Annotated in this window: 22 protein-coding genes; 12 read left to right on the top strand and 10 right to left on the bottom strand. The window is 69.6% G+C overall.

Going from position 1 to position 22,794, the window contains the following annotated elements:
- Positions 1-60: 60 nt before the first annotated feature.
- From ASF40_RS03175 to ASF40_RS03150, 6 genes are read left to right on the top strand one after another with little or no spacing between them, the layout of a single operon-like run.
- Positions 61-990, top strand: a complete 930-nt coding sequence (locus tag ASF40_RS03175) for an SDR family NAD(P)-dependent oxidoreductase (RefSeq protein WP_056366225.1) — start codon at positions 61-63, stop codon at positions 988-990.
- Positions 991-1,041: 51 nt separating this feature from the next.
- Positions 1,042-1,929: an amidohydrolase family protein gene (locus ASF40_RS03170; RefSeq protein ID WP_056366222.1), complete on the top strand. Its 888-nt coding sequence runs from the start codon at positions 1,042-1,044 to the stop codon at positions 1,927-1,929.
- Between the two features lies 1 nt (position 1,930).
- Positions 1,931-3,121 (top strand): acyl-CoA dehydrogenase family protein, encoded by a 1,191-nt coding sequence (locus tag ASF40_RS03165; RefSeq protein WP_056366220.1) that lies wholly within the window; start codon positions 1,931-1,933, stop codon positions 3,119-3,121.
- A gap of 20 nt (positions 3,122-3,141) precedes the next feature.
- Positions 3,142-3,594, top strand: a complete 453-nt coding sequence (locus ASF40_RS03160) for a MaoC family dehydratase (protein WP_056366217.1) — start codon at positions 3,142-3,144, stop codon at positions 3,592-3,594.
- A gap of 38 nt (positions 3,595-3,632) precedes the next feature.
- Complete coding sequence (gene menE, locus ASF40_RS03155) at positions 3,633-5,156, top strand: o-succinylbenzoate--CoA ligase (RefSeq protein WP_056366214.1); 1,524 nt, start codon at positions 3,633-3,635, stop codon at positions 5,154-5,156.
- Complete coding sequence (locus tag ASF40_RS03150; protein ID WP_056366211.1) at positions 5,153-5,614, top strand: DUF3237 domain-containing protein; 462 nt, start codon at positions 5,153-5,155, stop codon at positions 5,612-5,614. Before menE ends, ASF40_RS03150 begins: the two co-directional genes overlap by 4 nt.
- A 13-nt stretch (positions 5,615-5,627) precedes the next feature.
- Here the strand turns inward: ASF40_RS03150 and ASF40_RS03145 are convergent, their stop codons facing one another.
- From ASF40_RS03145 to ASF40_RS03125, 5 genes are all read right to left on the bottom strand, one after another.
- Positions 5,628-6,488, bottom strand: coding sequence for a PaaX family transcriptional regulator (locus tag ASF40_RS03145; RefSeq protein WP_235560110.1), 861 nt, complete (start codon positions 6,486-6,488; stop codon positions 5,628-5,630).
- Positions 6,485-7,306 (bottom strand): ABC transporter ATP-binding protein, encoded by an 822-nt coding sequence (locus ASF40_RS03140; protein WP_056366208.1) that lies wholly within the window; start codon positions 7,304-7,306, stop codon positions 6,485-6,487. Before ASF40_RS03140 ends, ASF40_RS03145 begins: the two co-directional genes overlap by 4 nt.
- Positions 7,299-8,123 (bottom strand): ABC transporter permease, encoded by an 825-nt coding sequence (locus ASF40_RS03135; protein ID WP_056366205.1) that lies wholly within the window; start codon positions 8,121-8,123, stop codon positions 7,299-7,301. Before ASF40_RS03135 ends, ASF40_RS03140 begins: the two co-directional genes overlap by 8 nt.
- Positions 8,120-8,947: an ABC transporter permease gene (locus ASF40_RS03130; protein WP_082496816.1), complete on the bottom strand. Its 828-nt coding sequence runs from the start codon at positions 8,945-8,947 to the stop codon at positions 8,120-8,122. The genes ASF40_RS03135 and ASF40_RS03130 overlap by 4 nt, the downstream gene beginning before the upstream one ends.
- A 94-nt stretch (positions 8,948-9,041) precedes the next feature.
- Positions 9,042-10,025: an ABC transporter substrate-binding protein gene (locus ASF40_RS03125; protein ID WP_056366202.1), complete on the bottom strand. Its 984-nt coding sequence runs from the start codon at positions 10,023-10,025 to the stop codon at positions 9,042-9,044.
- 514 nt (positions 10,026-10,539) lie between these two features.
- Here ASF40_RS03125 and ASF40_RS03120 point away from each other — a divergent pair.
- The 4 genes from ASF40_RS03120 to ASF40_RS03105 all read left to right on the top strand — a co-directional run bounded on the left by ASF40_RS03120 (position 10,540) and on the right by ASF40_RS03105 (position 14,437).
- On the top strand, positions 10,540-11,361 hold the full coding sequence (locus ASF40_RS03120; RefSeq protein ID WP_200919423.1) for a methylenetetrahydrofolate reductase: 822 nt from the start codon (positions 10,540-10,542) through the stop codon (positions 11,359-11,361).
- Complete coding sequence (gene purU / locus ASF40_RS03115) at positions 11,358-12,233, top strand: formyltetrahydrofolate deformylase (protein WP_056366196.1); 876 nt, start codon at positions 11,358-11,360, stop codon at positions 12,231-12,233. Before ASF40_RS03120 ends, purU begins: the two co-directional genes overlap by 4 nt.
- 69 nt (positions 12,234-12,302) lie before the next feature.
- Entirely contained in the window at positions 12,303-13,709 is a 1,407-nt protein-coding gene (gene ligM / locus ASF40_RS03110; RefSeq protein WP_056366193.1) for a vanillate/3-O-methylgallate O-demethylase, read from the top strand.
- 119 nt (positions 13,710-13,828) lie between these two features.
- Positions 13,829-14,437, top strand: a complete 609-nt coding sequence (locus ASF40_RS03105; RefSeq protein ID WP_056366190.1) for a PadR family transcriptional regulator — start codon at positions 13,829-13,831, stop codon at positions 14,435-14,437.
- 16 nt (positions 14,438-14,453) lie between these two features.
- Here the strand turns inward: ASF40_RS03105 and ASF40_RS03100 are convergent, their stop codons facing one another.
- Positions 14,454-14,912: a MarR family winged helix-turn-helix transcriptional regulator gene (locus ASF40_RS03100; protein ID WP_056366186.1), complete on the bottom strand. Its 459-nt coding sequence runs from the start codon at positions 14,910-14,912 to the stop codon at positions 14,454-14,456.
- Positions 14,913-15,191: 279 nt separating this feature from the next.
- Here ASF40_RS03100 and ASF40_RS03095 point away from each other — a divergent pair, with 279 nt between their 5' ends.
- Complete coding sequence (locus tag ASF40_RS03095; protein WP_200919414.1) at positions 15,192-16,892, top strand: tannase/feruloyl esterase family alpha/beta hydrolase; 1,701 nt, start codon at positions 15,192-15,194, stop codon at positions 16,890-16,892.
- A 113-nt stretch (positions 16,893-17,005) separates the two neighbouring features.
- Here ASF40_RS03095 and ASF40_RS03090 read toward each other — a convergent pair whose 3' ends face one another.
- Positions 17,006-18,487 carry an aldehyde dehydrogenase family protein gene (locus tag ASF40_RS03090; RefSeq protein WP_200919413.1) on the bottom strand — a complete coding sequence of 494 codons (1,482 nt, stop codon included), beginning with the start codon at positions 18,485-18,487 and terminating at the stop codon, positions 17,006-17,008.
- Between the two features lie 221 nt (positions 18,488-18,708).
- Here ASF40_RS03090 and ASF40_RS03085 point away from each other — a divergent pair, with 221 nt between their 5' ends.
- Positions 18,709-19,368: a GntR family transcriptional regulator gene (locus tag ASF40_RS03085; RefSeq protein WP_200919412.1), complete on the top strand. Its 660-nt coding sequence runs from the start codon at positions 18,709-18,711 to the stop codon at positions 19,366-19,368.
- Positions 19,369-19,515: 147 nt separating this feature from the next.
- Here ASF40_RS03085 and ASF40_RS03080 read toward each other — a convergent pair whose 3' ends face one another.
- The 3 genes from ASF40_RS03080 to ASF40_RS03070 are packed head-to-tail and all read right to left on the bottom strand — an operon-like array spanning position 19,516 to position 22,792.
- The gene (locus ASF40_RS03080; RefSeq protein ID WP_056366177.1) at positions 19,516-20,787 is read right to left on the bottom strand and encodes an ABC transporter substrate-binding protein; all 1,272 of its coding nucleotides are present in this window, start codon (positions 20,785-20,787) and stop codon (positions 19,516-19,518) included.
- A gap of 20 nt (positions 20,788-20,807) precedes the next feature.
- Entirely contained in the window at positions 20,808-21,911 is a 1,104-nt protein-coding gene (locus ASF40_RS03075; protein WP_082496813.1) for a branched-chain amino acid ABC transporter permease, read from the bottom strand.
- Positions 21,911-22,792 carry a branched-chain amino acid ABC transporter permease gene (locus ASF40_RS03070; RefSeq protein WP_056366174.1) on the bottom strand — a complete coding sequence of 294 codons (882 nt, stop codon included), beginning with the start codon at positions 22,790-22,792 and terminating at the stop codon, positions 21,911-21,913. Before ASF40_RS03070 ends, ASF40_RS03075 begins: the two co-directional genes overlap by 1 nt.
- Positions 22,793-22,794 lie beyond the last annotated feature (2 nt).

Raw genomic sequence — 22,794 nt, 5'->3', positions numbered from 1 at the left:
GAATGATTGACTTTCTCAACAGTTGGGTCTTCAATGGATCCGACACGAAGGAGTTCACGCATGTCTTCGCACGCACCTCTCGACGGCAAGGTCGCCATCGTCACCGGCTCGGGCCGCGGCCTCGGCCTCGCCTACGCCCAGGAGCTCGCCCGCCAGGGCGCCGCCGTCGTGATCAACGACGTCGACGAGGCCACCGCCGCCGAAGCCGTCGCCACCATCGAGGCCGAAGGCGGTCGCGCGGTCGCCGTGGCCCTGCCGGTCGGCCCCACCGAGACCGCGAAGCAGCTGGTGCAGACCGCAGTCGACACCTTCGGTCGACTCGACATCCTCGTCACCAACGCCGGCGTCCTGCGCGACACGGTGCTCTGGAAGATGAGCGACGACGACTTCGACACCGTCATCAACGTGCACCTGCGCGGCACGTTCACCTGCGTGCGCGAGGCCGCGAGCTGGATGCGCGAGAACGAGGTGGCCGGCCGCATCATCTGCATCGGCTCCCCCACCGGCCAGCGCGGCAACTTCGGCCAGACCAACTACGCAGCCGCCAAGGCCGGCATCGTCGGCATGGTGCGCACGTGGGCGCTCGAGCTCAAGCGCGCCGGCATCACCGCGAACGCCGTCATCCCCGTCGCCGCGACCGACATGACCGCGACCGTGCCCTACTTCGCGGCCGCTGTCGAGGCCGACGCCGCGGGCGAGCCGATGCCCGCGTTCTTCCGCCACGACCTCGGATTCGGCACGTCGGACGACGTCGCGGGACTCATCGCGTATCTCGCGTCGGATGCTGCGGCCGCCGTCACCGGGCAGGCCATCGGCATCGGCGGCGACCGGCTGCAGCTGTGGTCGCACCCCGAGGCCGTCGCCACCGCCTACAGCGACGGCGGCTGGTCGTACGACGATCTCGCGACCGGCTTCGCCGACGCTGCGGGGGCTCTCCAGTCGGTGGGCGAGAAGTTCCCGCCGCTGCCCGAGGAGCTGCAGCGCTCATGACCGGCTGACCCGTTTCGTCTCGCTTCGCTCGCTCACCGACCGGAAGGCGCCATGATCCGCTACGAACCCGCGATCGACCTCGACGCGATCACCGCGATCGACGTGCACGTGCACATCGAGGTCGACCATCACGGGCACTCGTCGCTGCCCGACGATCTGCGCGACGCGGCGGCGAAGTACTTCAGCACCGACGGGCCGAACCCCGACCTCGACGGCGTGGCCGCGTACTACCGCGAGCGCCGCATGGCGGCCGTCGTGTTCACGGTCGACGCCCGCACGAACTTCGGGCACGCACCCATCTCGAGCGCCGACATCGCGGAGGGCGCTGCCCGCAACAACGACGTGCTCATCCCCTTCGGCTCCGTCGACCCGCTCTCGCCGACCGCGGTCGACGACGCCCGCCGCCTCATCGAGGACCACGGCGTGCGGGGCTTCAAGTTCCACCCGACCGTGCAGGGCTTCGATCCCTCCGACCCGGCCTACTCACCGCTGTACGAGACGCTGCAGGACGCCGGCGTCGTGGCACTGTTCCACACCGGCCAGACCGGCATCGGCGCGGGCCTGCCGGGCGGGCGCGGACTGCTGCTGGGCCTGTCGAACCCGATGCTGCTCGACCCGGTCGCCGCCCGCTTCCCCGAGCTGCAGATCATCATGGCCCACCCGTCGGTCCCCTGGCAGGACGAAGCCCTGTCGGTCGCGACCCACAAGCACAACACCTGGATCGACCTGTCGGGCTGGAGCCCCAAGTACTTCCCCGAGTCGCTCGTGCGCGCCGCGAACTCCTACCTCAAGAACCGGGTGCTGTTCGGCTCGGACTTCCCCCTGCTCACCCCCGACCGCTGGATGAGGGATGCCGAGACCGCCGGCTCCTTCAAGCCCGAGGTCATGCCCGGCATCCTGAAGGACAACGCGGTGCGGCTGCTGGGACTGGCGGGCTGACATGCCCGCGCTCGAGGCGGATGCGACGTTCGGGTTCGACCCGTACGCGATCGCGGCCGCGCATCTGAGCCCCGCCGCGCGGGCGGCGCTGGGGCGTCTGCAGCAGACGCTGGAGAGCAGCATCCGTCCCCTCCTCGCCGAGGCGTGGGAGACCGCGACGATGCCGCCCGAGGTGCTCGACGCGCTCATCCCTCTCGACCTCATGCAGCCGGAGGCGGTGGATGCTGCGGAGGCGGCGTCGAGCGTGTACTCCGGGTTCCGCAACTACGTACTGGCGCGCACCGACGTATCGGTCGCGACGCTCTACAACGCGCAGTCGGGGCTCTTCCGCACCACGATCGCGCTGGGCGGATCCCCCGCGCAGGTGGAGGAGCTCGATCCGCGCGTGCGCAGCTTCGACCTGAAGGGCGTCTTCGCACTCACCGAGCCCGAGCACGGGTCCGACATCGCCGGCGGCCTCGCGACCACCGCCCGTCGCGAGGGCGACGCATGGGTGATCGACGGCCGCAAGAAGTGGATCGGCGGGGCCGCGGCATCCGATGTGCTCGTCGTGTTCGCGCGCGATGTCGACGACCACGCGGTCAAGGCCTTCCTCGTGCCCACCGACGCGACAGGCGTGCGCCTCGAGGCGATCGCCGGCAAGATCGCGCTGCGACCGATGCAGAACGCGGTGATCACTCTCGACGGCGCGCGCGTGACCGAGGCGGAGCGCCTCCAGAACGTGAACGGGTGGCGTGACGTGGCGCGGATCCTCCGCGCGATGCGGTCGGACGTCGCCTGGATCGCGGCCGGACTTCAGGCCGGCGCACTCGACGCGACGGTGCGGTACGTGCGCGAGCGGCATCAGTTCGAGCGGCCTCTCGGCGGTTTCCAGCTCGTGCAGGAGAAGCTCGCCCGCATGCTCGGCAATGCCGTGGCGTCGCTGGCGCTCGTCGCACAGCTGTCTGCCCGGCAGGACCAGGGCGAGTACGCCGACGAGAACTCGGCGCTCGCCAAGCTGCAGACCGCTCGCCTCGCACGCGAGACCGTCGCCCTCGGCCGCGAAGTGCTCGGCGGCAACGGCATCCTGCTCGAGCACGACGTCGCCCGCTTCTTCGCCGACGCGGAAGCCGTGTACTCGTACGAGGGCACGCACGAGATCAACGCCCTCATCGTCGGCCGCGCCCTCACGGGCGCCTCGGCCTTCATCTGAAACCCATCGAAGGAGAACCCATGACCACCACCGTCGACTACGCCGACGTCGCCGGCCTCGCCGGCACCGACCTCGGCTGGACCGAGTGGCTCGAGGTCACGCAGGAGCGCGTGAACCTCTTCGCCGATGCCACCGACGACCACCAGTGGATCCACGTCGACCCCGAGCGCGCGGCCGAGGGCCCGTTCGGCGGCGCCATCGCGCACGGCTTCCTGTCGCTGTCGCTGACCGTGAAGTTCTGGTCCGAGCTGTTCGACGTCACCGGAGTGACCACGCGCGTCAACTACGGCCTCGACAAGGTGAGGTTCGTGTCGCCGGTCAAGGTCGGCGCGCGCGTGCGCGGCGGCGCGGTCATCGCCGAGGTCACGGAGATCCCCGGCGGCTACCAGTTCGCCGTCGACCAGACCATCGAGATCGAGGGCGGGGGCAAGCCCGCCGTCGTCGCGCGCGGCCTGTACCGCTTCTACGCCTGACCCGGGCACGCATCCTCGAAGGAGAGGACACTGCAACGATGCACAAGGGAATCGGGTTCTGGCTCGCCAAGCGGCGCCTCAAGGACCCCGAGAAGACGGCCGTCGTCTTCGGCGACGCGGAGCTGACCTACGGGGAGCTGGCGGATGCCGCCGACCGCGTCGCCGCCGTGCTGTGGGATCGCGGCATCCGGGCGGGCGACGCCGTCGCGTACATCGGCGAGAACAGCCCGCAGTTCCTGCAGGTGATGTTCGGCGCCGCCCAGCTCGCAGCGGTGTTCGTGCCGGTGAACACGCGGCTCGCGGCGCCCGAGATGCGGCACGTGCTGGCCGACTCCGGAGCTCGCGCCGTCGTGCTGGATGCCGAGTTCCTCGACCGCGCGATGCCAGGTGTCGAGGCGGGGCGCATCGCGCACGTGATCGTGACCGGCGAGGGCCTTGCGGAGCACCCCGGCCTGGCGCGACTGATCGCCGAGGCGCCGCACGGGCACACCGTCGCCGACGTCGACCTCGACACCCCGGCCGCGATCATCTACACGTCGGGCACGACCGGGCGGCCGAAGGGCGCCGTGCTCAGCCACGGCAACCTGACGTGGGTGGCCCTCAACTGCGTCGTCGATTACGACGTCGTCTCGAGCGACGTGTCGCTCATGATCTCGCCGCTCTTCCACGTCGCCTCCCTCGGCATGGGCGCGCTGCCCGTACTGCTGAAGGGCGCGACGCTCGTGCTCGAGAAGGGCTTCGAGCCGGGCCGCGCACTCGAACTGATCCAGCAGCACCGCATCACGATGCTCAGCGGCGTGCCCACGACCTACCAGATGATGGCCGACCATCCTGCGTGGGCGTCGACCGACCTGTCGTCGCTGCAGAAGCTGACGTGCGGCGGGTCGGCGGTTCCGACGCGCATCCTCAACGCGTACGAGGAGCGCGGCCTGTCGTTCTCGCAGGGCTACGGCATGACCGAGACCTCGCCCGGGGCGACGTCGCTGTCTCCGGCGATGACGCGGCAGAAGCAGGGCAGTGTCGGCCTCCCCCATTTCTTCACCGACGTGCGGATCACCGATGAGCACGGCGAGGTCGTGCCGCGCGGCACGGTCGGCGAGATCGAGGTCGCAGGGCCCAACGTCTTCCTCGGGTACCACGGCCTGCCCGATGAGACTGCGGCGTCGTTCACGCGCGACGGGTGGTTCCGCTCGGGCGACCTCGGCTACCTCGACCGCGACGGTTACCTCTACATCTCCGATCGGCTCAAGGACATGATCATCTCGGGCGGGGAGAACATCTATCCCGCCGAGGTCGAGAACCTCATCGCCGACATCGAGGGCATCTCGGGGGTCGCCGTGGTGGGCGTGCCCGACGAGCGGTGGGGCGAGGTTCCGCTGGCCGTGGTGACCGTGCGCGAGGGCGCCGAGGTCGACACGCGGATCGTCCGCGAGCACCTCGACGGGCTGCTCGCGCGGTACAAGCTGCCCAAGAACGTGGTCGTGGTCGAGGAACTCCCCCGCACCGCCTCCGGCAAGGTGCGCAAGGCGGACCTCCGCGCCCGCTACGGAGAGAGCCGATGACGCACGAACCGCCGGCCCCGTCGCTCGAGCGCGCGTTCGAGGTCGTCGCCGACCTCGGCCCGCTCGAGGACCACGGCATGACCCGCGCCGGTCACCGTCGCATCATCCCCGTCGTCGGCGGCACGATCACAGGCGCCTTCGACGGCGAGATCCTCTCCGGCGGCGCCGACTGGCAGACCGTGCGCGCGGACGGGTCCATCGAGATCGACGGGCGCTACAGCGCCCGCGGCGACGACGGCTCGCTCCTCTACATCCGCGCCCGCGGGGTGCGCAGCGGCGACCCCGCGGTGCTCGAGGCGCTCCTCCGCGGTGAGGACGTCGATCCCGCCGACTACTACTTCCGTGCGGCTCTCACGCTCGAATGCGCCGCGCACCCCGAGTTCGAGCGCGCGGTCTACCTGGCGTCGTACATCCGCGAGGCGCATCGCGTGCGGTACGTGGCCTACCGCGTGACCTGAGCGCGGCCGGGTCTCAGTCGACGAGTCCCGCGAAATCGCGGACGGCCGGGAAGGCGAACTCCCGGTGCCGCCGGGTGAAGAGCTCGGCGGAGCGGTCGGCGGGCCAGTCATCGCCCATGTACTGCCGCGGCAGCCGCGGGTCGGCACGCAGCAGTGCGAGCCAGTCGGCCACGAGGAGCGTCCGCGCCGTGACAGCGGGCAGGTCGGCGGCGGCATCCTCCCGCTCCCAGTGCTCGATGAACTCACGATGTGCCGCGCGGATCCGCTCCACATCCCACGCGTCGCGCACGGCCTCGGCCATCGGGAAGCCGGCCAGCTCCGTCGCCGAGAAGGCATTGACGGATGCCGGGGGCAGATCCGGGATGATCGCCTCCAGCGCAGCTGCCAGGTCCACCGAACCGGGTGCGATCCACAGTCCGTCGCGCAGCACCGCGAACCCCGACCAGGTGAGTGTCGCGCGCAGCCGGTGCCGGAGGTCGCGCAGGTGCTCGGGAACGGTGAAGGTCACGAGGGTCCAGCCCTCGCCCTGCGGCTCGAACGGTGCCGGGCCGTTGACGCGGCCGGACGCCTCGCGCAGCACCTCGCTGCCGTGCGATGTCAGCTCGAATCCGATCTCACGCCCGAGACGCCGGCGCTCGAGGAGTCCGCTCTCGACCATGCGATCGAGGTTGGTCCGCACCGCCGAGGCGGCGACGCCCGCACTCTCGAGCGTGCCGATCAGCACGCTGGCCCGCAGCGGCTCGAAGTAGCGGTCGCACACGAACTCGCCGAAGAACGCCAGCAGCAGCTGCCGCGGCTTGCGCGTCAGCACCGACGTCTCGAGGGGCGACGCTCCCGCCGCCGGCGATGCCGCGCGCACGTTCGCGACGCTCACGCGGCCTCCGGGCGGACGGCCTCGCCGCGCTTCGCGCGCTGGATCTGCTCGTACACGTGCGTGCGCAGCTCGGTGAACCGGGGCAGGGCCCGCGTCGTGATCTGGTCGCGCTCGGGCGCGAGGTCGATCGCGAGGTCCTCCTGCACCCAGGTCGGCGACTTCGACAGCACGATGACCCGCTCGCCGAGGTAGACGGACTCGTCGATGTCGTGCGTCACGAACAGGATCGACATGCCCCGCTCGCGGTGGAGCGTGCGCACGAGGTCCTCGAGGTCGGCGCGCGTCTGCGCGTCGACGGCGGCGAAGGGCTCGTCCATGATGAGCACCTCGGGCTGATAGGCGACGGCGCGTGCGATCGCGACGCGCTGCTGCATGCCGCCGGACAGCTGCCACGGATAGCTCTTGGCGGCGTGGTCGAGGCCCACCGCGACGAGCGCGTCGTCGATGAGTCGATCGCGGTCGGCCCGCGACAGCTTCTTGTGCTTGAGCGGCAGCTCGACGTTGCCGCGCACCGTCAGCCACGGGTACAGGCTGCGCCCGTACTCCTGGAAGACCAGGGCCATGTTCGGCGGCGGAGCGGTGACCCGCCGCCCGCCGAGCTCCACGACGCCCGACGTGGGCTTGAGCAGCCCCGCGATGCACTTCAGCAGCGTGGTCTTGCCGCACCCGGAGGGGCCGACGATGCACACCAGCTCGCCGGCATCCATCCGGAATCCGATGTCGCCGATCGCCTCGACGTTCCCGGTCGACGACTCGTAGACCTTGCGCAGGTGCTCGACGTTCAAGAGCGTCTGTGCTGTTCGAAGCGTCTCAGGCACGCTCCACCTCCTTGATTCCGTGATACCAGCGCAGCACGCGTCGCTCGACGAGTCCGAAGATCGCCGCGAGCAGGATACCGATGAGTCCGAGCAGCAGGATGCCGCTCCACATCTCGGCGATGAGGTAATTGCGCTGGAAGAAGACGATCTGATAGCCCAGGCCCGATGACGAGTAGCCGAGCTCCGAGATGACCATGAGGATCAGCGCGATCGACAGCGATTGGCGGACGCCCGCCATGATGCGAGGGCTCGCCGCGGGCAGCACCAGGTACCGCAGGTGCTCCCCGCGCGTCAACGCGAACGAACGGGCCGTCTCGGTCATGACCGAATCGGTGGAGCGCACCCCCTCGATCGTGTTGAGGAGGATGGGCCACACCGAGCCGATGACGATCACGACGATCTTCATGGCGTCGGTCGGTCCCATCAGCACGACAGCGATCGGAAGGAGCACCGGAGGCGGCACGGCGCGGAAGAACTCGAGCATCGGCTCGAGCAGCTCCCGCAGCCAGCGGTTCAGGCCGATGAGCGTGCCGGCGACGACGCCGACCACGATCGAGAGCACGATGCCGATCGCGAGCCGACCGAGGCTCGGCAGCACGTCGGTGACGAAGGCCGGCCCGATCCAGGTGTCGACGAACGCCTCGAGCAGCTCGGCGGGCGAGGGGAAGAACTGCGCCGGGGCGACGGTCGCCCAGATCCCCCAGATGACCACCAGGATGATCGGCAGGCCGATCGCATACGCGGTGTTCTCGCCGATCTTCGCCCACACGCGCGAGCGCGGGCGGGGTGTGACGACGGTGCTCGTGTACAGGGTCACAGCACTTCCTCCCCTCGCACCGATTGGTGCCACGCCAGGGACCGGCGCTCGATCGCACGGAACACCAGGTTGATGAGGAGCCCGAGCAGGCCCGTGACGATCACGAGCGCATAGACGACCGGCCAGTTGCCCGCCGACTGCGCGAACACGATCTCGCGGCCGAGCCCCGGGTTCCCGATGAACATCTCCGCCGTGATCGCGAGGATCAGCGCGACGGCGGCGGCCAGCCGCAGTCCGGTCATGAGGTACGGGAGGGCCGTCGGGAAGACGAGGTTCACGATGCGCGAGCCGCGCGACAACCCGAAGCTGCGCGCCGTGTCGCGGGCGACGGCATCCACGTCGGCCACGCCGTAGAGCACCTGGATGAAGACCTGCCAGAAGCTCGCGAACACGATGATGATGAGCGCCGCCTGCAGCTGGTACCCGTACAGCAGCACCGCGAGCGGAATGAGGGCGACCGACGGGATCGGCCGCAGGAACTCGACGGTGGTGTGGGTCGCGCGGCGCAGGAACGGCACGAGCCCGATGACCGTGCCGAGCACCGTCGCGAGCACGGTCGCGATCACCAGGCCGATGCCCCACGCCGTGAGGGTGCGCCCCACGTTGCGCCAGAACTCCAGGTCGCGCATCTCCTGCCCGAGCTGGGCGAGGGTCTCGGTCGCCGTCGGGAAGTAGCGCGGGTCGACGAGGCCCAGGGTGGGAAGCAGCTGCCACGTCACGAGGAATCCGAGGATGCCGGCGGCGCCCAGCGCGAGCTTGCGCAGCGTGCGCAGCTGTCGCGGGCTCCGCCTCACGGGGGCGGGCACGGCGGCGGCGGTGGCCATGTGAATCCGATCGACGGCGCGGTTGACGGGGAACGAGGGCGGGGAGGAGGACGGATGCCTCGGGCCGAGGCATCCGTCGCCCTCCTCGTCGGGGCTACTGCTGCTGGAGCAGGCGGTCGTAGTCGGGTTCGGCCTCGATGTACGCGAACTCGACGGCGAGCGCGCCGAGGTCCTCGATGCCGGCGTCGCCGAGGTCCCACGTGAAGGTGGGGAGGGTGATGCCTGCGGCCGCCTCCTCGGGGATCTCGAGGTTCGTCGCGATCGCGGCGCGCACGGCCTCCTCGTTGCCGGAGGCCCACTCGAGCGCCTCGGTCATCGCCGCGGAGTAGGCCGCGACGAGGTCGGGGTCTTCGTCGAGGAGCGCCTGGGTCGTGATGTTCGTGAGCACCGAGAGCCCGGGGATCGTCGCCTGGTACGGCTGCACGACCGAGACGCCGCCCTCGCCGAGGATCATCCCGCGGAATGGGTCGGGCGCCCACGCGGCATCCATCGTGCCCGCCTCGAGCTGCGCGGGGACGTCGGGGAACGCGACCTCGACGAACTCGATCGTCGAGGGGTCGCCGCCGTCGTCCTGCACGGCCTTGCGGATCGTGAGGTCGCCGGCGGCGCCGATCGTGTTGACCGACACCTTCTTGCCCGCGAGGTCGGCCGGCCGCATGATGCCGGAGTCGCCGAGTGCGACGACGGCATTGACGTCGTCGCCGTCGGCCAGGCTGTTCGCGTAGTTGCCGACGATCACGACGCCGAGGTCCTGCTGGTCGGCGCGGATGGGACCGAACGGCTGGCCGATGGCGAACTGGATGTCGCCGCTGAGGAGCGCCGGGATCGCGTTGGCGCCGCCCTGCGCGGGGACGACCTCGATGTCGAGGCCGTGATCTTCGAAGATGCCCTCGTCGATCGCGGCCCACAGCGCGCCGGTCTCGGCGATGGGGAGCGCGGCGACGCGGACGGCGGTGAGCTCGCCCGACGCGCTGTCGTCGGTCGGGCTCGAGGACGGGCCGGCGGCGGAATCGGTGCAGCCGCTCAGCGCGATCGCGGCGGCGGCGAGTACGCCGATGGTGGCAAGACTCTTCTTCATTGACGGGCCTCTCGTGGACGGTGCGGGGGTGTGCCGGCGGCCCGGGTTCCGTCCCAAGAGTCGGAGTCCTCACCGCGGCGTGCCGGACACATGTCATGGTGCGCCACGCCGCATCGATTGTCAATGCTTCTGTGACGCCCGTCACGAAACTCGTGAACAAAGCCACCCCCTCACCATTCGTTCAACAGGTCAACCGGGCTTCTGCAGGATGCTTCGAGCGCAAACGTCCTGTGGACACGCGGTTGACCTGTAGGAGCGCACACGACGCACGCCGAGGACGGACGCCGAAGGCGATGTCCGCTCAACGGAAACCGTGGCGCGCGAGAGACGCTCCCCCGCTGAGGATGGACGCGCACGCGCCAGCGTGCCTATTGCCATTACCTATGGTCATAGGTATTCTCGGATCCAGCCGGTGCAGCGACGCATCCCGGCAGAGGAAAGGACCTCGACAGTGGCTCATTCGATCCCCGTCTCCCCGCACGCCGCCTCGCTCGTGAACGGCTTCTCGCTCGAGATGACCGGCAAGGACATCGCGGGTCTCGAAGAGGCGCGCGAGACGATTCCGCAGGGCACGAAGGTCAACGTGACGTTCCTGGGCAACGAAGACCTCGAGATGCGCGTCGCAGCGGCGAAGGCGGTCAAGGAGATGGGCTTCGTGCCCGTCCCGCACCTCTCGGCGCGGCGTCTGGAGTCCGAGGCGCAGCTCGAGGAGTTCCTCGCGCGGCTGCAGGAGGTCGGCGCGACCGAGCACGTGTTCGCGGTCGGCGGCGACCCGGCGGAGCCGGCAGGTCCCTACCCCGACTCGCTTACGCTCATCCGCTCGGGCGTGCTGCAGAAGTACGGCGCACGCGAGGTGTCGATCGCCGGCTACCCCGAGGGACACCCCGACATCTCCGACGACGTGCTGTGGCGTCACCTCGACGAGAAAGTGCTCGCGCTTGCCCAGCAGGGGCTGGATGCCGTGATCCTGACGCAGTTCGCGTTCGACACCGCTCCCGTCATGGCGTGGATCGACGCGGTGCGCGCCCGCGGGATCGACGCGCAGATCCGCATCGGCACCCCCGGCCCGGCCGGCGTCAAGCGGCTGCTCGGCTTCGCCCGCCGCTTCGGCATCGGCGCGAACGCCATGATCGTGAAGAAGTACGGCTTCTCGCTCACCAACCTCATGGGCACCGCCGGACCCGACCGCTTCGTGTCGGACCTCGCCACTCTGCTCGCCGACGACCCGAAGTCCGGCGACGTGAAGCTGCACTTCTACACGTTCGGCGGCCTCGCCGCGACGAGCACCTGGGCGCGCGAGTTCGTCGCAGCGCAGTCCTCGGGGGCGCGCCGATGACGACCCACCTCGACGTGCGACGCGATCATGCGTGCCTGATCGTGCACGGGCCCGACCGCTCGGGCATCGTGGCGGCGGTGACGGCGCTGGTCGCCCGCAACGAGGGCAACATCGTGACGCTCGACCAATACTCCGACAACCCCGAGGGCGGTGAGTTCTTCCAGCGCGTGGTGTTCCACCGGCCCGACCTGCAGGCCGCCCTGCCGGCCATCGAGGCCGATCTCGACGAGACGCTCGCCCCGCTCGGCCTGGAGTGGCGGGTCACCGACCAGTCCATCCCCAAGCGGATGGCGATCCTCGCCTCGACGAGCGACCACTGCCTGCTCGAACTGCTGTGGCGCCACCGCCGCGGGGAGCTGCCGGTCACCATCCCGATGGTGATCTCCAACCACACCAACACCGCCGAGGACGTCCGCAGCTTCGGCATCCCGTTCTTCCACGTGCCGTCCCAGGGGCCCGACAAGTCCGCCGCCGAGGCGAGGATCGTCGAGCTGCTCACGGGCAACGTCGACTTCGTCGTGCTCGCCCGCTACATGCAGATCCTCTCCGACTCGTTCCTCGATGAGGTGGGGGTGCCGGTCATCAACATCCACCACTCGTTCCTGCCCGCGTTCATCGGCGCCGCCCCCTACCGCAAGGCCAAAGAGCGGGGCGTCAAACTCATCGGCGCGACCAGCCACTACGTCACCGCCGACCTCGACGAAGGCCCCATCATCGAGCAGGACGTCGCCCGCGTCACCCACGCCATGACCGCCGCCGACCTCCAAGCCCGGGGCGCGTACGTCGAACGCGCCGTGCTCTCCCGCGCCGTCCAATGGCACGCCGAAGACCGCGTCATCCGTCACGGCAACCACACCATCGTCTTCACCTGATCGAACGGATGCCGCGGGCCGCGGCATCCGTCTTCCCGAAACTCCATCCCATGAACAGAGAGGTTCCCCATGGCGAAGAATCTGCAGGAGCTGCTCGACGGCCACAACGCCGTCGAGATGCTGCGCAACTCGCAGATCGGCTCGTACATCTACCCGGTGGTCCCCGCGGACTTCCAGAACTGGATCAAGGAGCAGCGGGCCTGGCGTGACACGGCCGTGCTCTACGACCAGTCGCACCACATGGACAATGTGTTCCTCAAGGGCTCCGACGCGATCCGGCTGATCTCCGACACGGCGATCAACTCGGTCGCTACCTTCCCGGTGAACCGCGCCAAGCAGTACGTGCCGACGACCGCGTCTGGCCACGTCATCGGCGACGGCATCCTCTTCCACGAGGCGGAGGACGAGTACGTCTACGTCGGCCGCGCGCCGGCGTCGAACTGGCTGCTGTACCACGGTGAGACCGGCGGGTACTCGAACCTCGACATCACCGTCGACCGCCGCTCGCCCTCGCGCCCGTACGGCGACGCGGTGAGCCGCCGCTACTACCGGTTCCAGATCCAGGGCCCGGCGGCGTGGAACGTCATCGAGAAGCTCAACGGCGGACCGCTCGAGCAGCTGAAGTTCTTCAGCATGGCCGAGATGCAGATCGGCGGCGCCAACGTCCGGACGCTGCGTCACGGCATGGCCGGCGCACCCGGGCTCGAGGTGTGGGGCCCCTACGAGGACCACCACCGCGTGCGCGACATCATCGTCGAGGCGGGCGCCGAGTTCGGCCTGGTGCCGGTTGGCTCGCGGGCGTACCCGTCGAACACGCTGGAGTCGGGCTGGATCCCGTCGCCTCTGCCCGCGATCTACTCGGGCGAGGCCGAGCGCGGCTACCGCGAGTGGCTCGGCGTCGACAGCTACGAGGCGACCGGCACGCTCGCCGGGTCCTTCGTGTCAGACGACATCTCGGACTACTACCTGACCCCGTGGGAGCTCGGCTACGGCTCGTTCGTGAAGTTCGACCACGACTTCATCGGCCGCGACGCCCTCGAGCAGATCGACCCCGAGACGCAGCGCCGCAAGGTCACCCTGGCGTGGAATGCCGAGGACGTCACGAAGATCTTCGCGTCGCTCTTCGACACCGAGGGCGACAGCTACAAGTTCTTCGACCTGCCGCTGGCGAACTACGGGTCGGCCAACTACGACTCGGTGACCGATGCCGACGGCAACAACGTCGGATTCTCGATGTTCACCGGGTACAGCGCCAACGAGAAGCGCGCCCTGTCGCTGGCGACCGTGAACCCCGACGTGCCCGAGGGCGCCGAGGTGACGGTCGTGTGGGGCGAGCCGAACGGCGGCACCACGAAGGCCTCCGTCGAGCCCCACCAGCAGCTCGAGGTGCGCGCGGTCGTCTCGCCCGTGCCGTACTCGACGGTCGCCCGCCAGACTTACCACGGCGGCTGGCGCACGCAGTACCAGCCGGCCTGACCACAACCGCTGAGACCCCAGCAGACGGACGAGACCGTGGGTGAAACCCTCCGTCTCGGCCGTCGGCTGGGGTCTCACCGTCTTCGGCCCGCTACCCTCGGGCGAGGAAGGAGCACGCGATGAGTCTGCGCTACGCGCTGCTGGCGATCCTGCGGGTCGGCCCGCTGTCGGGCTACGACCTGCAGAAGCAGTTCCACCAGTCGGTCGGCCACGTGTGGCATGCGCCCGACTCCCAGATCTATCCCGAGCTGCGCAAGATGGAGGAGCTCGGCCTCATCGAGGGCGAGGAGCAGACGCGCGGCGAGCGCGGCACGCGGCGGATGTACCACGTGACGGATGCCGGTGAGCAGGCCTTCCTCGAATGGATGGGCTCTCCCCTGGACTACCAGCGGGTGCGGGACCCCGCCCACCTGCGCGCGGCCTACCTCGAAGCAGCTTCGCCCGCGTCCGCGCGCGCGTTCCTCGAACGGCACATCGCACAGTGGCAGGGCGAACTGGCGCAGTGGGAGGGCGAACTCGAGCGCATCGACGCCGTCGCCAACCCCATGCTCGTCCGGCGCCTCGCCGTGACGGCGGACGCCGATCGCGAGCGCACCATCGCCTACAAGCGCTTCGCGTACGAGGGTCTCGTCGAGCGCGCCCAGGGCGAGATCGCGTGGGCCCGTCGCGGCCTCGCGCTCGTGGACCGCCTCGACGGCGCTTCGACAGGCGCAGCGACCGGCCCCTGACCCGTCGACCGAGAGGTCACACCTCGTGGTCGGGAACCTCGATCGCGAAGGCGAGCTTCTGGAGCGCCGTCATCGCGGCGGAGATCTCGTCGGTACTGAGCGGCCCGAGCAGGAGCGAGTAGGCGTCGTCGAGGGCCTGGCCGGCCTTTCGCGCCACCGCGTCTCCCTTCGGTGTCGCCCGGATGAGCCAGGCGCGACCGTCGCGGGGATCCCGCTCCCGCACCACCAGGCCCATCTCCACCACCTGATCGACGAGCCGCACCACGTGCGCCTTGTCGAGAGCAAGGATGCGCCCGACTTCCCGTTGCGACAGGCCGCCCGATGCCGCGGCCAGCTCGACGAGGGAGTAGCTGCGGGTGCGCAGTCCGAAGGGGGCGAGCGCACGGTTCGAGACGGTCGCTGCGACCGAGGTGAAGCGCGCTGCCAGGAAACCCGGGTTGCGTGCCAGCCGCCCCGCCGCGTGTTCGCCGTCCACCGGTGCCAACGCTTCCCCATCCGTCCTCGCCCGACCGTCGCAGTCTAGGACCAGGTGCCTCGCCACTCAGAAAACAGTTGCAATGTGCAACCAAATTGGCATAGCTTGACAGGACCCCGGCGATGATGCCGGGCGCACCTAGATGGTCCGACGAGAACGATCTCGCCGCACGGGACCAGGAAGAGGACTCCCATGTCACACTTCTTCGACGGCTCGCCCCCAGGATCTCCGCGACAGCGGAACCGCTCCCTCGCTCGGTCGCGCCCACGCCTGACGGCAATGATCGGTGCGGCCGCGGCATCCCTCTTCCTCGTCGCGGGCCTCGCCAGCCCCGCCACGGCCGCTCCGCCCCGCGGCGAGGAGACGCTACAGCAGCTGTCAGCGGCACAGCCCGGCACTCTGCAGGAGTGCGAGACGCTGACCGCGTTCGCGTACCCGTCGACGACGATCACGTCGGTGGCGCGGATCGCGGCGGGCGCCGTCACCAACGGCGGCCGGCCGATCGGCGAGCACTGCCAGGTACGAGGCACGATGAACGAGCGCGTGAGCACGTTCGACGGCCAGATCTACGCGATCGGCTTCGAGATGCGTCTTCCCACGGACTGGGCAGGGCGCTTCCTCTACCAGGGCAACGGGGGGCTCGACGGCGCCATCGTGCCCGCGCTGGGGCTCACCCGCGGCGGCGAGAGCGGGCTGCAAATGGGCTTCGCGGTTCTGAGTTCCGACGCCGGTCACAACGGCAGCCAGAACCCGCTGTTCGGCCGCGAGCCGCAGGCCCGGCTGGACTACGGCTATCAGGCGGTCGGCACGCTCACGCCGATGGCGAAGGCCCTGATCACTGCGGCCTATGACCGCGGCCCCGACCGCTCCTACATCACCGGCGGGTCCAACGGCGGGCGCCACACCATGGTGGCCGCCGCTCGCTACGCCGACCAGTTCGACGGCTTCCTCGCGATCTCGCCGGGCTTCAACCTGCCGCAGGCGGCCGTCGCCCAACTGTGGGGAGCCCAGCAGTGGGCGCGCGTCGCGGCGACGTCGACCGATCTCGCGACGGCCTTCACGCCGACCGAGCGAACTCTCGTCGCGGAAGCGATCCTCAGCCGATGCGACGCCCTCGACGGACTGGCCGACGGCATGGTCCACAACAGTGAGACCTGCCAGCAGGCGTTCTCGGTGAAGCGCGATGCGCCGCGCTGCAAGGGCGAGCGCGACGGAACATGTCTGACGAAAGACCAGCTGACCGTCATCGAGGAGGTCTTCGCCGGTGCGCGCACGAGCAACAACAAGACGATCTACTCGTCCTTCCCGTTCGACCCGGGCCTGACGCAGACCGGCTGGGCGGGCTGGAAGTTCGGTTCACCGTACACGCGGGATGCCCCGGCCGTCGGCTTCATCTTCACCACGCCGCCGGCCGAGCCGAGCATCCTCTCCGACCTGCGGGGCTACGCACTCGGCTTCGACGTCGACACCGAGGCTGCGAAGATCTATGCCACCTCGGGGATCTACACCGAGAGCAGCATGTCGTTCATGACGCCACCCGATCCGACCCGCCTCGACTCGCTGCGCGACCGCGGGGCGAAGATGATCGTGATCCACGGCGCCTCGGACGGCGTGTTCTCGCCGGACGACACCGCGGCCTGGTTCGACGAGCTCGACCAGACCTACGGCGATGACGCGGAGCAGTTCGCGCGGTACTTCGAGGTGCCCGGCATGGGTCACGTTGCCGGCGGACCCGCCACCGACCAGCACGCCGGCCTCGCCGCCCTCGTCGCCTGGGTCGAGCAGGGCATCGCGCCCGATCAGCTCGTGGCATCGGTCAATCCGGCCAACCCGGAGGTACCGGCGAACTGGTCGCCGACCCGCTCGCGTCCGCTGTGTGTGTACCCGCAGGTCGCGGAGTACGTCTCGGGAGACCCCGAGACCGCCTCCAGCTTCGCCTGCGAGGACCCGAAACCCGGCCTCGCGTACGGCACTCGCTGACACGGCCCCCGACACGCGAAGAGGGTGGATTCCGCCGGGAACCCACCCTCTTCCGCGCTTCTCGAGACCATGATCACGCGAGACCCCGACCGGCAGGGCGGGGATCGGCCAGGTCAGTGGGCCATCGAGGCCAGCGCCTCCGGGTCGAGGGTCGCGATCGAGCGGGTGTCCTGGAAGGCGCGGACGCCCTCGATGCCCTGCTCGCGGCCGAAGCCGGACTGCTTCATGCCGCCGAACGGGGCACGCAGGTCGAGTCGGGTCGCGCCGTGGTCGTTGACCCACACGTAGCCGCACTCCAGTTGCGAGCCGACGCGCTGGGCCGCTTCGGGCGAGGCCGTCCACACCGAGCCGCACAGCCCGCCCCACGTGTCGTTGGCGAGGCGCACGGCCTCGGCCTCGTCGTCGAACGGGATGACCGGGATCACCGGGCCGAACTGCTCCTGCGTCACCACGCGCAGTTCGAGTGACGGGTCGACGACGATCGCGGGGCGCACGAAGTTGCCGCCGGCCAGTTCGCCGCCCGGCAGCTCGCCGAACTCGCGGACGTCGGCGCCGGCATCCTTCGCCTCCTGGATGATCTCGTCGACGAACGCCTTCTGCGCCGGCTGGTGCAGCGGCCCCATCGTCGTGCCCTCGTCGAGTCCGTAGCCGAGCCGCGCCGCCTCGAGCCGGGCGGACAACCCCGCCACGAGCTCGTCGGCACGCGAGCGGTGCACGAAGACGCGCTTGGCGTTCATGCAGATCTGGCCCGTCGTGTCGTATATCGCCGCATACAGGCGGTCGAGGTGCGCGTCGTCGAGGATCGCGTCGTCGAGGAACACCGCCGCGTCGTTGCCACCCAGCTCCAGGGTGACGCGGGTGAGCGTCTTCGACGCCATCTCCATGATCCGCTTGCCGCCGTTGACGCTCCCCGTGAAGCAGACCTTGGCGATGTCGGGGCTCTGGATGAGGCCGGCCATGTCCTGATCGCGGCCGGTCACGACGTTGAGGACGCCCGGCGGCAGCTTCTCGGCCACGCGCTGCACGACGCGGGTCGTCGCGAGCGGCGCCGAGGGCGGCGGCTTCACGATCGCCGTGTTGCCTGCGAGGAGCGCGTGCGGCAGCGCCGCACCGAGGATCGCGATCGGCCAGTTGAACGGCACGATCACCGTCACCACGCCGAGGGGCTGGTACGAAACGTCGGTCGACACGGGGATGGCGCCCGGGATCGGCGGCAGGGTCTTGGAGGCGTCGACCTCGTCGGCGAGCATGAGAGCGAGATTCCAGCGGATCTCGAACACGAGGCCGTCGATCCAGGCCTCCATGCGGATCTTGCCGTTCTCCTGCGACAGGACTGCCGCGTCCTCGTCACGATCGTCGGCGATCCCCGCGATCGCCTCGGCCATCGCAGCCGCACGCTCCTGGGGTGTGAGCGCCGCCCACGCCGGGAAGGCCGCCTTCGCCGCGGCGACGGCATCCTTCACATCCGATTCCGTCGCGGCCGCCGCCTCGCCGACGACCGCACCCGGCTTGCCGGGATCGGGGATCGTCAGCACGTCGTCGGTGAAGCGCTCCTCACCCCCGATGAACAGGCCCGTCCGGACCGAAGTCCCCATCGCCGTCTCGCCCATGGAACGCCCACCTCTCCGTGTTGTCCAACGTGGATCCGCCTCGGGTCGGCGCGGATCGACACCTCTCCCAGCGTGCCTCTCCCATGCGCGTGAATCAAGATTGTCGACGATTTTCGCGCGCATTTCGTATGAGATTCTTCCCGTCGATCGGCCCCCCGCGAGATAGTGTCAGTGCACGACGAAGGCGCCGAAGGGGGTTGGCGGAGATGACGGATGCCGCAGTGCTGAGCGACGACGCGACGATCGAGCGTCCCGACCTCACCCAGGTGATCCGCGAGGCGATCCTCGACGCGCAGTTCGCGCCGCATCAGCGGCTCATCGAGGCCGACCTCAGCGAACGCTACGGAGCGTCGCGTGCATCTGTTCGCACGGCGCTGCTGAACCTCGCCGGTGAGGGGCTCGTCGAGCGCCTGCCCAACCGCGGCGCACGGGTGCGGGCGATCACGGTCGACGAGGCCATCGAGATCGTCGAGGTGCGCATCGGCCTCGAGACCCTCTGCGCGCGCAAGGCCGCCGAGAACCTCTCCCCCACCGACGCGGACGAACTCCGCGCGCTGCGCGCCGACATCGAGGCCGCGATCGGATCGGGCGATCTCATGGCGTACTCGCGCCTCAACCAGGAGCTCGACCGCCGCATCCGCGACCTCAGCCACCACGGCACCGCGACCCAGCTGCTCGAGCGCCTGCGCGCGCAGTCCGCCCGGCACCAGTTCCGGCTCGCCTTCCACCCGGGGCGCGCTGCGACGTCGGCGCCGGAGCACATCGCGATCATCGACGCGATCCTCGCGAAAGACCCCGACGCCGCCGAGGCCGCGACCCGCGCCCACCTGTCGGGCATCGTCGAGGTGCTGCACGGCATGGAGTGAGGCACCGTCCGCGCTTCGTCGCACGCGAGAAACCACGAACGCGCTGAGTCAGCGTCGCAGGTGTGGTTCCCCTGCGCGATCGCGGTTTCTCGGCAGACGGCGGAGAGGCGGACGGATGCCTCCGCCCGCCCCTCCTCCGGGCTCAGGTCACTGATCCCATGACTCGGCAGGGGCGTAGCCCTTGCCGTTGTACTTCTGCACCTGCACGGTCGAGACCGCCGGCTGGCCGTCGACGGTCGTGTCGACGGTGGAGCCCTCGAGCATGAGCGGTGCGGTGTAGCCGGAGATCGTCCGCAGCTGCTCCATGAAGTCCGCGCGCGTCGGCTCGGTCATCTTCGCGAACACCTGCTCCAGCGTCGCGCCGACCTGGTACGACCAGACGCAGTGCGGGAAGGCGGGAGGGTCGGGATAGTTCGCGTACTCCTTCAGCCCGGCGAGGAATGCGGCGCCGTCCTCGCTCTCGGCGAAGGTGGGCGCGGCCGCCGACTGTGCGAAGGCGACCGTGTAGACGCCCGGGAACGCCGCAGCGCCGCCCGGCTCGAGGATCGCGGTGGGGCTCGACGTGTTCGACGGGAGGAACCACGAGGGCAGCCACCCGAGCTCCTGCGTCTTCTGCAGCGACGAGATCACGAGCGGCGTGATCGACATCGCGTTGAAGAACACGTCGGCGCCCGACCCGGCCAGTTCGGTCAACTGTGCGTCGACCGAGGTGTCGGTGGCCTCGTACGTGAGCTCCTTGACGATCTCGATGTTGTCGGCGCCCTCGATGCCGGCCTTGAAGCCCTCGACGTATCCCTCGCCGTAGTCGTCGTTCTGCGACAGGATCGCGACCGTGTGCTCTTCGCCCGACCCGGCCAGGAGCTCGCCGAACGCCTGTCCTTCGTTCTGGTAGATCGGCACGAATCCGAGCTGCCACGGGCTCTCCTCCGCGTCGCTGAAGATCGGGTCGCCCGTCATGATCAGCGCCTGCGGCACCTCGTCGGCGATCGCCGCCTCGCGCCACGCCCGGTTGGTGGGCGTTCCGAGGCCCGCGGTCATCGCGAACACGCTGCTCTTGAGCTGGTCGTAGTTGGCCTTGGCCTTCTGCGGGTCGTACTCGTCGTCGAGCGCCTCGATCTCGACCGTACGGGTCTTGCCGTCGCCGAACTCGACGCCCCCGTCGGCGTTCTTGGCGCCGAAGTACGCGGTGATGCCGGCGACCGTGCACGTGCCCGGTCCCGCGGTCGGCCCCGACAGCGGCGTCGTGATGCCGAGGGTGATCGAGTCGTCGGTGATGCCCGGGCTCGCCTCGGCTGCGCCGCCATCTTCGGTGCTGTTCGGCGAGCCGCCGCCGCGCGCGCAGCCGGCAGCGAGGACGGCGACGATGCCGATCCCCGCGACGACCGAGGCGACGCGCATCCTTCTGCGATTCGTGCTCATGGGTCCTGCCTCTCTGTGTATTACGACTGCGTCGTAGGTGGTGGTGGTGATTGCGTCTGGGGGGCGCCCAGGGCGTCGCCGACGGTGGAGCTTCCTGGGACGGATGCCGCGGCATCCGCCTGCATCGCACCTCCGACCGGTCCGCCACCCGGTCCGGCGACGGACCCCCTGCCGCGCCGGCGCCACAGCCGCGGCAGCGAGACGAGTCCGCCCGGGAGGATGAACAGCACGACGAGGAGGATCGCGCCCTGGAGCATCGCGGTGATGTTGGGATCGATGAGGTTGGTGATCTGCGGCAGCAGCACGTACCAGGCGCCGCCGAGGAGCGAGCCGATGATGCTGCCGGCGCCGCCGATGACCATCGAGGCGAGAAGTTCGATCGAGTGGCCGAAGTGCAGCGTCTCGGGCGAGGTGTACTGGATCACGACCATGTAGAGGAATCCGCTCACGCCGCCGATGAGGGATGCGATCGTGAACGCCAGCACTTTGTAGCGGTAGGGCGAGACGCCCATGGATGCTGCGACCGCCTCATTGCCCTTCACGATGGCGAAGGCGCGGCCGTACTTGCCGCGCACGAGGTTGCGCGTGAGCAGGAACGTGATGCCGCCGATGAGGAACACGAGGTACAGCTGCCACTGGTCGTCGTAGAGCCCCGTCCACTCGGGGGCGTCCGAGAACCGCGCGGAGGTGCCCTGCGAGCCGCCGGTGAAGTCCGACAGGCGCTTGGCGAGCGGCACGCCCACGATGGGCAGTGCGATGGTGACCATCGCGATCGCCAGACCGCCGAGCCGCGCCGCAGCGAGCGCGACGAGCAGCCCGAGGACGGCCGGCACCACGCACGCGAGCACGAACACGAGGACGATGTTCCACCCGGCGTTGACGCCGTACGCGGTGGCGTACGCGCCGACGCCGACGAAGAAGATCTGGCCGAGGGAGACCTGGCCGGTGTAGCCCATCACGACGTTCAGGCCCAGCACCGCCACGGCGAACACGCCGATGCGGGCGATCGTCTGGTTCGCGAACTCGGGCAGGATGAGCGGCCCGACGATCATCAGCACGACGATCAGGCCGATCCCCGCCCACCTCACCCAGGGCCGGCTCCAGAACTCCGCGGTCGAAGGCATCAGACGCGCACCACCGCTTTCCGGCCGAACAGGCCCTGTGGCCGCACGATGAGCACGACGAAGATGAGGATGAAGGGCACCGCGATCTTGAGGTCGTGCCCGATGAAGGGGATGTAGACGGCCGCGAGGTTCTCCAGCACGCCGATCAGCCACGCCGCGACGACGACGCCGATCGGGCTCGAGAGGCCGCCGAGGATGCAGGCGGCGAGCGCGTAGACGAGGGCGCCGTCCATCATCCCGGGGGTGAGGGTCAGCTGCGGCGCGACCAGAACGCCCGCGACGGCACCCAGCACCGCGGCGAGCCCCCAGCCGACCATGAGGCTCCGGCCGACGTTGATGCCCGAGAAGGCCGCCGATGCGGGATTGATCGCGACGGCGCGGAGCGCCAGGCCCAGCTTCGTGCCGAGGAACAGCGCCTGCAGCAGCAGCATGATCACGACGATCACCACGATGGTGCCGAGCGAGCGCACGCTGATCACGGCCCCGCCCAGCTGGATCGTCTGCAGCGGGAACAGCGACGGGAAGAGCCGGTTGTTGTAGGTCCAGATCCAGGCGCACAAGCCGGTGATGAACGTCAGAAGCCCGATCGTGACGACGACGGCGGTATCGGGGTCGCCGCGCTCGAATCGGCGGATGAGGTAGCGCTCGATGAGCGCGCCCATGAAGAACGACACCACGATCGCGCCGAGGATCGCCAGCACGATCGGCACACCGAAGCCGTTGAGCGCCCATGCGATGTAGGCCGACAGCACCGCCATGCCGCCCTGGGCGAAGTTGATGAGGCCGGTCGCCTGGTTGACCAGCACGATCGCGAGGGCGAGCGCCGCGTAGATCGACCCCGTCGACAGACCGTCGATCACGAGCTGGATGAAGGTACCCACCC

Origin of the sequence: Microbacterium sp. Leaf288 (genome assembly GCF_001422925.1) — a bacterium.
Lineage (GTDB): Bacteria > Actinomycetota > Actinomycetes > Actinomycetales > Microbacteriaceae > Microbacterium.
Note: the sequence above shows the minus strand (reverse complement) of the source record. Positions and strands in the feature narration are given on the sequence as shown.